At 62.8% G+C, this 11,493-nt stretch carries 9 protein-coding genes and 1 pseudogene; 4 read left to right on the top strand and 6 right to left on the bottom strand.

Annotated elements, in window-relative coordinates; all coding sequences use genetic code 11:
* Nucleotides 1–136 precede the first annotated feature (136 nt).
* The gene (gene pdxR, locus DFP86_RS16085; RefSeq protein WP_133683118.1) at nucleotides 137–1,525 is read left to right on the top strand and encodes a MocR-like pyridoxine biosynthesis transcription factor PdxR; all 1,389 of its coding nucleotides are present in this window, start codon (nucleotides 137–139) and stop codon (nucleotides 1,523–1,525) included.
* A 38-nt stretch (nucleotides 1,526–1,563) separates the two neighbouring features.
* On the opposite strand, the gene DFP86_RS16080 is transcribed toward pdxR, so the two are convergent.
* The 6 genes from DFP86_RS16080 to DFP86_RS16055 are packed head-to-tail and all read right to left on the bottom strand — an operon-like array spanning nucleotide 1,564 to nucleotide 9,032.
* Nucleotides 1,564–2,346, bottom strand: coding sequence for an aldolase (locus tag DFP86_RS16080; protein ID WP_133683116.1), 783 nt, complete (start codon nucleotides 2,344–2,346; stop codon nucleotides 1,564–1,566).
* Nucleotides 2,347–2,373: 27 nt separating this feature from the next.
* Nucleotides 2,374–4,779 carry an AMP-binding protein gene (locus DFP86_RS16075; protein ID WP_133683114.1) on the bottom strand — a complete coding sequence of 802 codons (2,406 nt, stop codon included), beginning with the start codon at nucleotides 4,777–4,779 and terminating at the stop codon, nucleotides 2,374–2,376.
* A 27-nt stretch (nucleotides 4,780–4,806) separates the two neighbouring features.
* Nucleotides 4,807–5,952: an MFS transporter gene (locus DFP86_RS16070; protein ID WP_166642310.1), complete on the bottom strand. Its 1,146-nt coding sequence runs from the start codon at nucleotides 5,950–5,952 to the stop codon at nucleotides 4,807–4,809.
* 30 nt (nucleotides 5,953–5,982) lie between these two features.
* A complete protein-coding gene (locus tag DFP86_RS16065; protein WP_166642309.1) occupies nucleotides 5,983–6,849 on the bottom strand; it encodes an NAD-dependent epimerase/dehydratase family protein in 867 nt (288 codons plus the stop codon).
* Between the two features lie 22 nt (nucleotides 6,850–6,871).
* The gene (locus tag DFP86_RS16060) at nucleotides 6,872–7,684 is read right to left on the bottom strand and encodes a 2-amino-3,7-dideoxy-D-threo-hept-6-ulosonate synthase (protein ID WP_133683108.1); all 813 of its coding nucleotides are present in this window, start codon (nucleotides 7,682–7,684) and stop codon (nucleotides 6,872–6,874) included.
* Nucleotides 7,685–7,691: 7 nt separating this feature from the next.
* Nucleotides 7,692–9,032, bottom strand: a complete 1,341-nt coding sequence (locus DFP86_RS16055) for a 3-dehydroquinate synthase II domain-containing protein (RefSeq protein ID WP_166642308.1) — start codon at nucleotides 9,030–9,032, stop codon at nucleotides 7,692–7,694.
* Between the two features lie 458 nt (nucleotides 9,033–9,490).
* Between DFP86_RS16055 and DFP86_RS16050 the strand changes: the two genes are divergently transcribed.
* From DFP86_RS16050 to DFP86_RS16045, 3 genes and pseudogenes are all read left to right on the top strand, one after another.
* A complete protein-coding gene (locus DFP86_RS16050; protein ID WP_133683104.1) occupies nucleotides 9,491–10,009 on the top strand; it encodes a PAS domain-containing protein in 519 nt (172 codons plus the stop codon).
* Nucleotides 9,984–10,292, top strand: a pseudogene (locus DFP86_RS19870) (HAMP domain-containing protein); the annotation flags it as partial. The gene DFP86_RS16050 and the pseudogene DFP86_RS19870, both read left to right, overlap by 26 nt.
* Nucleotides 10,284–11,438, top strand: coding sequence for a methyl-accepting chemotaxis protein (locus tag DFP86_RS16045; protein ID WP_424991635.1), 1,155 nt, complete (start codon nucleotides 10,284–10,286; stop codon nucleotides 11,436–11,438). The pseudogene DFP86_RS19870 and the gene DFP86_RS16045, both read left to right, overlap by 9 nt.
* The last annotated feature ends 55 nt before the right edge of the window (nucleotides 11,439–11,493 follow it).

Genomic DNA, 11,493 nt, shown 5'->3' with positions numbered 1-11,493 from the left:
TCGGGTAGCTCGAACACGGTACTGCCACAGCCCTAACATTCACCTAATACATTGATCTGAATATTATTTTGTCATAGTATGGCAGCCAGCACCTACAAGGGAATCCGCCACATAGATTCTTGCCAACACAAAAAATATGACAAAGAATTTACTGCTCCCCACCTTCTCGTTACAGACGGACAGTGATGAGGTGCTGTATCGACAGCTTTATCATCGTTTCAAAGACGCGATCGCCAACGGCAGTTATCCGCCCGGCGCCCGCGTGCCCTCCATTCGCACGCTGGCGCAGCAGCTCAATGTGTCGCGCAATACGGTAGAGATGGCGTATGACCTGTTGGTGGGCGAAGGCTATTTCGTCTCCAACGGCCAGGCCGGCACGTCGGTAGCCAGACAGTTTTCGCGCCAGCAAGTCCGCCGGCAGCCCGAGCCGGACAATGTCCCGGCGCTACCGCCGGTGCGGCCGTTCCAGATCGGTATTCCGGCGCAGGACGCCTTCCCCAGGAAGCTGTGGGGCAATTTGCGTCAGGCGCATTCGAAAGAACATCAGATCGTGGCCGGCAGCCAGGGCTATGCGCCTTTGCGTAGCGCGATCGCCGCGTACCTCAATATCGCTCGCGGCATCCAGTGCGGCGCCGACCAGGTGATCGTCACCACCGGCTATCGGCAATCGCTGCAGCTGTTGCTGACCGGACTGCTCGAGCATGGCCAGAGCGTCTGGACCGAAGATCCGTGCTATCCGCCGAGCCAATATTTGCTGGCGCAAAATCGCATCCCGCATCACCCGCTGCCGGTGGATGCCGAGGGCATCATCGTCGGCGCGGGGATCAAGCAGGCGCCCGAGGCGCGCGTGGCCATCGTCACCCCGGCCAACCAAAGCCCGCTGGGCGTGGTGATGTCGGCGCAGCGCAAGGCCGAACTGCTGGACTGGGCGGTGGATAACCAGCGTTGGCTGATCGAGGACGACTACGACAGCGAATACTGCGGCGATAGCCGGCTGGCGCCCACGCTGTCCAGCCTGGACCGGGACGGCCGCACCTTCTACATGGGCACCTTCAGCAAGACGCTGTGTCCCGCGCTGCGGCTGGCGTATGTGGTGGTGCCCTGCCGGCAGATCGCCCGCTTCGTTCAATTGGCCGAGCACATCCTGGACGGCTGCCCCTTGCATAGCCAGAAAACCTTGGCGGACATGATGCAGCAGGGCTATTACGCCCGCCACATCAAGAAAACGCGCCCGCTGTACGAAGCCAGGCGCGCCATGTTGGTCGAGGTGTTGACGGCCCGGTTCGGCCAGCGGCTTAGCATCAGCCCATCCAGCCGCGGGCTATGCCTGTTGGCCCACCTGCCGCCGGGCGTGAGCGATGTCGAGGTGCAGGCGCGCGCGGCGCAAATCGGCCTCTCGGTCGGCGCGTTGTCGCCGCGGGCGCTGCGTCACGACTATGGCCAGGCTTTGCTGCTCGGTTTTGCCAACTTCACGACGCGGCAAGACGCCGAGCGCGCGGTGGACAGCCTGGCCGCGTGTTTGTAGGATGCGTTCGCGAAGCAACGCATCAATTCACCCTACGATTACAAGACTTCATCCTGCGGCAGGGTCTTGAGCAGTTGGCGGGCGAAGTAGGCGAAGCTCGCCTGGCTGCGCGCCGGCTGCAAGATCCAGTCGTGCGCCTCGCGCGCCAAGGCCGGCTCGATGTCGCGGATTTCGCCGGCGGCCTCCGCCAACAGCTGCAGCCTGGCGCTGCGCTCGATCTGGATGGCCAGCACGCAGGTCTCTTCCACCGAGCTGCCCGCCACCACCAGGCCGTGATGCGCCAGGATGGCGGCACGCTTGCTGCCCAGCACTTCGCTGATCAGGCGCCCCTCCTCATTGCCCACCGGCACGCCCGGCCATTGGGCCAAAAAGCCCACGTCCTCGTACAGCATGCAGCTGTCCATATGCGCCACGCGCAACGGCCGCTCCAGTAGCGACAAGGCGGACACATGCGTCGGATGGGTGTGGATGATGCATTGCACGTCGGGCCGCGCCCGGTAGATCCAGGCGTGGAAGCGATTGGCCGGATTGGCCATGCCTTGTCCTTCCTGCACTTGCAAGTCCTCGTCCACCACCAGCAACGACGCCGCGGTGATCTCGTCGAAGCCGTAGCCCAACTGCTGGGTATAGAACGTGCCGGGTGTACCGGTGCGGCCGGTGATCTGGCCGGCCAGCCCCGAATCGTGGCCATGGTTGAACAGGATGCGGCAGGTCAACGCCAGCTTCTGCCGTAGCGTCAGATCCAAGCGCGGCAGCGCCGTCTTGATCTGCTGCTTGCCGCGCTCGATCAGCTCGGCCTTGGAGTCATGTAAGGTTTGCACGTCGGAGCGCCTTGGGTCGGTCGGTGGTTAAACGGAAGCCACGGCCTGCTCGGCGGACGGGCTGTACGCCTGTTCGACGGCAGTGAAGAAATCCCGTCGCGCGTCGACCAGCGCATGGCCGGCGGCGATGATGACCTCAAGCTGGCTGCTGTCCTTCTCCACCATCTCGACCAGGATGTTCTCGATGGTCTCGGCGTGGCCGTCGTCGCATTGTACATGCAGGTGGAAGAATCGAATGGTCTCCGCCTCGACGCCGTGCGCTTCGAAGCCGGCGATGATGTCGGCGTACATGGCGGGCACCAGGGCTTCGGCCCCCAGGCAGAGCGCGGCCAGGCCGACGCTGGGCTGCGGGTCGCGGCAATGGGCGAACATGGCGTCGATCAGGCCAAGCGTGGCCGGGTTGGGCGCCGGCGATTCCAGGCTGAGGCCGAAATCGGTCAGCATCTTGCGATACAGCAGGTAATGCGGCGTTTCGTCGCTGCCGGCGAAGCCCAGCTCTTCGAACAGGTTTTCCGCCAGCTCGAACACTTCCACGTTGCTGGGCAGATTGGCCATCATCGCGCACAGGTAGCGGGTGAAATAGCCGCTGTAATGCCCCTGCTGCACCAGGAAGTACTTCAGTTCGTCAAGCGAGGCCTGCCCCGCGCGGCAACGGGTCAAGAACGGGTGCGATTGCAGCTTGGCAATCAATTTGGCTTTCTCGGCTTCCAGGGTTTTCTTGGCTTCGAGCATTTGCATGGGTCTCTTGAGCGTGAGGGTGTCGGAGTCCGACCGGACTTGCAGGACATATTGATAGGTGTCCCGGTCGCCGCGGCGATATTGGTTGAGGTCTTGCCAGAAACGGTCGCGGATGACGCGCTTGAGCGCCTTGCCGGTCGCTCCGGTGGGTAGTTCGGCATCGGCTGACAGATTCACCACCGTGTACGGCACGTCGGCCGGCAGGCTGGCGGCGAGCACGGCGGCGACCTCGTGGCACAGCACCACGGCGCGCGCCGCCGTCGGCCGCAGCAGCGCCACCACCATTTCGCAACGACGCGGGCTGAGCGGTACGCCGACCACGGTGATGTCGTCCACTTGGCACTGACGCAGCACGGTTTCTTCCAGTTGCAGCGTGTACACCGGCCCACGCGCGCTGTGGATGACGTCGACCGCCCGATCCAGGTGCACGAAGGCACCGTCCGTATCCAGGTAGCCGACGTCGCCGGTCAGCCAGTAACCCTCCGGCCGTCGGCAGCGGGCCGTCAGGCTGTCGTCGAGGAAATAGCCGGCGGTGATGGTGGGCGATTGAACGGCGATATAGCCGATCTCCCCCTGCGGCAACACCCGGCCCAAATCGTCCTCGATGCGCGCCCGGGCAAACGGTACCGGCCGGCCGACGCAGCGACCGGTGGCGATCCGGCCGCGGCGCGAGACTTTGCTGAACAAGGCCATGCCGAGTTCGGAGGCCCCGAAGCCGTCATGGAAGGCGGCCTCGGGCGCCGCTTCCAGCAGGGCGCGGATATGCGTTTCGTGCGCGGTGTCGCCGGTATTGAAGAAACGACGTAGCGACGGGAAGGCGTTGTCGCGCGGATGGGCCTCGGCCAACGCCGCGTAGCTTTGCGAGAAACCGGCCATGACGCTGGGTTCGAAGGCGGCGATCTCGTCGGCCAGGGCGGGGCTGGTCAAGTGGGTCAGCACCCGGGTGGGCATACCGAGCAACACCGCGGTCATCAGATAGCTGACGCCGGCCGAATGCGAGTGCGGCAGGGCGCTGAGCATGCGCTCCCGATCCGCTTGCCAGAACTGCAGCAGGCGCTCGCGCTTGCCGTGGAAAAACTGCTGATGGCCGAACAGCACCGCCTTGGGCACGCCGGTGGTGCCCGAGCTATGGCAGATCATGACCGTGACGTCGTGGCGGTACTGCATCGGCCAATCGCCTTCCGGCTGCGCCGGCAGAGACGGATCGGCGCCATCGCAGGCGTGAATGCCGCGCTGCCCGGCCGCCAACCGCGCCAGTTCGGCACTCTGGGCATGGCGGTCGTACACCAGCCAGTCGAAACGGTATTTGCGGTGGTACAGCAGGACGATGTCCGGCCGCATATTGCAATTCACCGGCGCCGGGATGGCGCCGAGGCTGGTCAGCGCCAGGAAGTGCAGGAATTGCGAAATGCCTTCGCCGGTATAGGTCAGCACGATTTCGCCGGCGCGCACGCCCAGCTGTTGATACCAGGCGGCCAGTTCGGCCACGGCCCGGTACAGGTCGGTCAACGACAGTTGCTCGAAGCAGGTACCGCGCGGTGTGGCGAACGGTTGCTCTAGCGAGAACAGTACCCCCTCCCGGTCGACATCCTGTTCCAGCACCTTGAACAGGAAGTTGCCGATACCGAGCGCCGAATCGGCGTATAGCGCTTCGCGCACGGCTTGCGAATGCGGATTCATCATCGGTCTCATCATGGTTCGATCGCCATCTCTTTTGATTGACTACGCCCGGCGTTTGCCGCGGATAAACATCGATAGGATCAGGCCGAGCACGGCCATGGCGATGGAGTAGCGTTGCACCAGCGCCATGCCGCCCGCGGTGAACAGCTTGCCGCCGACCGACGAACCCAGGGTGATGCCGATGTACAGGCAGCTACTGAGCAGGCCCATCACGGTGGGACGGCGCGTCACGAAGATCTGCGCGGCGCAGGCTTGCAGCGCCGGGAAGAAGCCGTAGGCGACCAGCGCCAGCAGGAACAGGTTGAGCGACAGCCAGCCCAGTTGGTGGGTCTGGTAGACCGCCGTCAACAGCAGCAAGGTAACGATCATCAGGCTGAAGGCGAGTCGCACCATGGACGACGCACCGATGCGGTCGGCCAGCTTGCCGCCGAGGATGCCGCCCAGGGCGGCGCCGACGCCGTAGCTGGTCAACACCAGCGCCAGATCGCCTTCGGAGACGTGGTACTCGTTGGACATGGCGGACGACAACAGGGTGTAGGTGGCATACACGCTGGCCGCCCAGCAAATCATGCACAGGAAGAACACCCAGGCCGACGACAGATGCTCGGTCGCCGACTTGCCCTTGGCCGCACCGCCGCCGATTTCGCTTTGCCAGGTCATTTTGTTGACCGGCCACACCAGCAGGAACGCCAGCGCCAACAGGGCGAACACCGGACGCCAGCCGGAATGCGCGCCCAGCACCAGGCCGAGCGGCGCGCCCAGGATCAGCGCGATGACCAGGCCGGAGTTGATCAGCGCCAGCTTGCCCGCGCGTTCTTCCGGCCGGGTGCGGTTAGCGGTCAGCGCGTAGATCATCGGCGAGATGGAGGCGGCGGCAAGCCCGGCCAGGCCCCGGCTCAACAGCAGGTTGGGCAGGTCTTGCGCCAACGCGGTGTAGAGGTTGGCCAGCCCCAGGGTCAGGATGCCGAACAACAGCACGTTGCCCACGCCGAAACGCTCGGCGAAGCGCGCCTGAATCGGGCAGGCAATGGCGTAGACGATGCTGAAAATACTGATCAGCATGGTCAATGACGAAGCCTGTCGGTGCAGATCCTGACCGATGCCGGGCAAGAACGGCGCCACGACGAACAGGTCCGTCCCCACCAGGAAAATCGTCACCCAGCCAACCAACAGCCAGGAACGGCTCATTGTCATAGTCAAAGTATTCAAAACAACTCCTCAAACAGTAATGGTTGCCAATGGCCAGGCCCGACCCGCGCTCGGATGCCAATGGGCGAAAACGTTCGGATAGCAGGGCTGCCAGCCCAGGCACTTCAGTCGGCGGTTGCTCACGCGGAATGACGGCAGGGTGGCCAAAGGGCTCGCGTCGGCTTTGGCGCTGCCGCAGGGGCGCATGCCGGCAAAGAGCGCACGGTAGGTCAGCGGCGCGTCGTCGCTGGCGATATACGCCTGACGCGCGGGCGCCGTGAGCGCCGTGGCGAACGCGCAAGCCAAATCGTTGATGTGGATCAGGCTCAGATAGCGGCCGGGTTCGAGCGGCAAGGCCACCTCGCCGTCGCGGATCCGAGCGAAATAGCCATCGTCGCGAGCGGTGCCCGGCCCATAGAGGGCCGCACCGCGCAGCAACACCCAGTCGAGCGGGGAAGTCTGCACCGCGGCCTCCATCCACAAGGCCGAAGCCAAGTTCCCCTGTCCGCACAGTTCGTCGCTTTCGTCGGCCAAGTGGGGGGATTGGTGCAACATGGCGATGCTTTGCTGCACCAGGCGGCACGGCTGCGATTGCTGAGCCAGCGCCGCCAGCAGGCAACGCGTGCCTTCGGTGCGGATCAGATCGTTTTGCTGCCAGTCGCCGCCGGCGCCGGGGATGCGCGTGGCCAGATTGACCACGGCATCCAGGCCCTGCAGGGCCTGCGCCAGCGCCGAGGCGTCCAGCAGGTCTGCCTCGGCCACTTCCAGCGCGCCGTCCGGCAGCGCGCGCTCGCTACCGGGGCGGACGATGCAGCGTACCGCCATACCCCGGGCCTGCAGCTTGGGGAGCAGACTGCGGCCGATAACGCCGCTCGCTCCAATGACGCCCACTTTCATCGCGCATCGTTCTCCATAAAAGTCAGGATGCGGCCGTCTGCGGTACGTGACGGTCCAAAGCCGGCCGCCAGCCATGCACGGCCAGCCCCACCTCGTTGATGAAGTCGGCGGCATGTTCCTGCTGGAAGACATTGCGTCCCATGCAGACACCGGCCGCGCCGCCGGCGATGGCCTGCGCCACCATCTGCAGCGCTTGTTGGTTGTCGGCGCACTTCTCGCCGCCGGCGATCAGCACCGGGATGAAGCAGCCGCCCACCACCTCTTCCATCGCCTCGGCCGAGCCGGGATAGCCGACCTTGACCAGGTCCGCCCCCATCTCCGCCGCCAGCCGCGCGGCGTGCGCCACATGGGCGGTGGCGTTGGACACCTGACCGTCGACGCGGGTGTACATCATGGCCAGCAACGGCATGCCCCATTGCTGGCAATACGACGACACCAGGCCGAAATCGCGCAGCATGTCCGGTTCGGCGTCCACGCCCAGATTGACGTGCACCGAGACGGCGTCCGCCCCCATACGCAAGGCGTCCTCCACGCTGGCCACCAGCGCTTTCTCGGTCACCTTGGGGCTGACCGCCGTCGACGCCGACAAGTGCAATACACGCGCCGGCAGGTCATAGGGCGACAGCACGCTGCTGACTTGTTCCAGCACGCCGCGATGCAGCACCAGGCCCTGCACCAGCGAAAGATCGCCGCACAGCTTGGCGATGCATTGCGCGGGGTCGGTCAGCCCTTGGATCGGACCGAGCGTGGCGCCATGGTCCAAGGGCACGATCACGCCGCGGCCCGATACCGGGTGAAACAACCGGGCCAACCGGGATTTTTTGCCGATGTTCATCGCTGCCTCACTTTTCCAGAATGTGCTCGGTCACGCGCAAACCGGTGTGACGGCCCGGCAGATCGACATAAGCCATGACCCGGTCGCCAGGCTGCAGCAAGGTGCAATGGCGGATCTTGCCGTCGTCGCCCATCACGCGCACATGCCAGTCGTTTTGCAGGAAGGTGTTCAGATAGATGTAGTTTTCGTCGGCGCTGGCGATGGATTCGCCGTTGGGGGTGACGTTGCGCTTGAGCAGCGCGTCTTTGCGCGCCGCCTCGGCGATGCGCTCGTCGACCTGCGACAGCGGCACGCGGCATTTGATTTTCAACAGCGGCCGGCGCTCGATCTTGGCGCGGCCGATCGATACCACGCGGGCCGTGCCGTTTTTGTTGGTGCACAGCACCTCCGAGCCGGCTTCCATTTCGCTCAGATACATCGCGGTGCCGTCCTTGCCCCAGATGTATGAATGTACGGCGCCGGCATTCACCCGGAATTCGCGTAGGTTCATGTGCGGCAGGTAGTGGGTTTCCGAGCAGACGAAAATGCCGCCCCAGCCAGTGGAGCCGATGATCATGCCTTCTTCGGCGGTCATCATCGACGTGGTATCCACGCAGACGCGGCTGCCAAGCCCGGTGTGCTGCACTTCCACCACCTCGGCCGACAGCAAGGAAAGCTGAGAGGATTGACGGCCTTGCAGGTTTTTGCTGAGCGATTGAATGCTGCCGACTTGGCTGGTTTTGAACAGCACGCCGACACCCTGCTCCATGGTGGCAAAAGCGTTCAGCGATTGATCGACGTCCTGCACGATATTCTTCAAACCTTTGATCGGCACACTGCGCAGGATCTTGGTTTTTTTGCCTTCCGCTTTCGCCAGCAATAACTCGTAGGGAATATAGGTGGCGTGCTCGATATCGATCACGACAAAATCGTCGCCGCGTTCGCAAACGGCGATGCAATACGGAAATTCTTTTTCCAGGTCATTCACGCTGATCAGCAAGCCTGCTTTATAGCGCTTGGCGATAGCGGCACGACGAATATCTTCGGAGGCGGTAAATACCCAAACGCCGTCTTCCAAATTTTCCAGCTGGGAAATATTATCCAGCCAAACAACTTTTTGTTTATTACTGCGATGACCGGCCAATTGATCAAGATTCAAGACGACGTGGGTGCAGTTGCTTTTCTCCACAGCCTCCAACAAGGCATCGTCCTTGGCATCGCGCGCATCGAACCACCATTGCGTTTCACCGGCGCCATGCACGGTTGCGCCATCCAAGGCAACCGGGGCAGCTTCGCTTTCCAGCAGGCTATTAATGACATGCACCGGTACACTCTGTTTCTCAGCAGCAAGCGCTTTATTCGATTTCATTTCCATCCCTAATGGTTAACGACCACAAATGCGCCAATGTGCCAAACACCGTCAGCCATAAACTCAGCGCCGCATGAACTTGTTGTAAGAAAACTGTTCTATTGGAGACTTGATTTCACTCTTTGAACGAGCTAAACCGAATCGTGCCGAAATAGTACCGGGTGGTTTTTTTGAAATGCAGGTTCAAGATTGGGCATTTTTTGCCGGTCATAGCAGGACAAGATCGACAAAATGCATGGGGACATAAAAAGAAAAATGATGGATCTGCCACAGATCGCCGGCACACTCACCTGACCGCTTTGTCACGCTCTCAATGAGGCGTACAGCCCATCTTGCCGCTACCGACTTACTCCGCGCCGGGAAATAATCGTTTCTGATGTGCAGATCTTTCGACTAAAAAACAGATAGGTCATCGATGCGGCTGGCCCTTTTGCCAACGCGGGTATAGAGGAAGAAAGATGAAAAACAAAATAACGCCTACCCGACAGGAAAAGGTCATGCGCGAGCATGACTTCATCGTTTCCAAGACCGATACCCGCGGCATCATCACCTACGGCAATCGGATCTTCATCGAGTTTTCCGGTTACAGCGAGCACGAATTGCTCGGCGCCCAGCACAATATCATCCGCCACCCCGACATGCCGCGCGGCGTTTTCAAACTGCTATGGGACACCATCGCCGGCGGCGGAGAAATCTTTGCCTATGTGAAGAACCTGGCCAAGGATGGCAGCTTCTATTGGGTGTTCGCCAACGTCACGCCTGACTATGACGAGCACGGCCGGATCTGCGGTTATTACTCGGTGCGCCGCTGCCCGAAGCGCGCCGCGGTGGATATTTGCGCCGACCTGTATCGCCAGATGCTGGCGGAAGAACAACGTGCCGGCCCGCGCGATGCCTGCGCCGCCTCCATTGCCCTGCTGCAATCGGTTCTAAACCAGAAAGGCATCAGTTATGAACAGCTTGTCCTTTCACTCTAGGGTGCGCCTGACGGTCATCCTGCTGTGTGCGCTGCAGGGACTGGCTTTTGTCTGGGTCAGCTGGCGCTTCGGCTTCGATGGGCTGCTGCTGGCGCTGTGGTTGGCCGCCATCGTCGCCGGCCACCTCTACGTGCGGCGCAGTAAAACCGATTTCGCTTTGCTGGGGCGGATTTCCGAAACGATGCGCCAAGTGGCCGCCGGCAAGCTGTCGGGGCGGATCACCCATATCCCGTCGGAAGACGAATTCGGCCGTATCGCCTGGACGCTCAACGACATGCAGGATCAACTGGAAGCGTGTTTCCGCGAACAGCAGACCGCCATCGACAAGGCCTGCACCGGCCAATTTCACCGCCACGTACAGCCGATCGGCCTGCACGGCAGCTTCAAGACGGCGCTTGAACGCGCCGACCGCTCGTTCGCCATCCTGGCCGAGAATGCCGACGCGGAACATCGCGATGCGCTGCTATCGCGGCTGGCGGTGCTCAACTCGCGCAATCTACTGGCCAATCTGGCCACCACCGAGCGCGATATGCAGGGCATTGCCGGCACCACGCAGCAGTTGGCGACCCTGGCGCGCGACAACGCCGAGGCGGCCACCGACAGCCAGCGGCTGATCGGCGAGATTGTCCTCGCGCTCAGCGACATTACCGGGCAGATCGACCGCACCAGCACCTCGGTGCAAGACTTCGGCAGCCTATCGGACGAAGTGGGACGGGCGGTGGAGGTGATTGCCGATATCGCCGACCAGACCAACCTGCTGGCGCTCAATGCCGCGATCGAAGCGGCGCGCGCCGGCGAAATGGGCCGCGGCTTCGCCGTGGTGGCCGACGCCGTGCGCCAGTTGGCCGAGCGCAGCAAGCTCGCGTCCGGCGAGATCGCCCAGGCGATGGAAACGCTGGGCAGCCGAGCCCGCGACATTACCCAGATCAGCCAGGCCATGCGCGATATGGCGCATGCCTCCGGCGAACACTTGGCCGGCGTTGAGCAACGCTTTCAGCTAAGCGCGCAACACGCGGATCAGGCCTTGGCCGGCACCGCGCATGTGCACGATATTTGCGTGGCATCGCAAGCCAAAGTCGAGCTGCTGGCACTCAAACAGAACGGCTATATCGGCGTGATGGGCGGCGAGCAGTCCGACAATCCGCGGCGGCAGGCGGAAATCGCGGCGGGCGACAGCGCCTTTGGCACCTGGTACCGCAACCACGCCGATGCGCCCGATTATGCGGGGCTGCCGGCATTTCGCGCCTTGCCCGAGCCGCATGAACGCCTGCATGCCGCCCTGCATCAGGCCATGCGGCTATCCGCCGCCAATTGGCAGGATGACCCGGCCTGCCAGCAGCAGATCGTGCAACAGTTCGAAATCGTCGAGAAGGCCAGTCAACAGACCTTCCAGCTACTCGACGAGCTGGTGCGCCAGCGCCAGCCGTAGGGGGAAAATGGCCGACGCAGACGCATTATCGCGGGGGTAGGCCGTAGGGTGCGTT

This window comes from Paludibacterium purpuratum (genome assembly GCF_004363805.1).
GTDB classification, from domain to species: Bacteria; Pseudomonadota; Gammaproteobacteria; order Burkholderiales; family Chromobacteriaceae; genus Paludibacterium; species Paludibacterium purpuratum.
The sequence above is the reverse complement of the archived record's forward strand: the minus strand, read 5'-3'. Positions and strand labels throughout refer to the sequence as shown.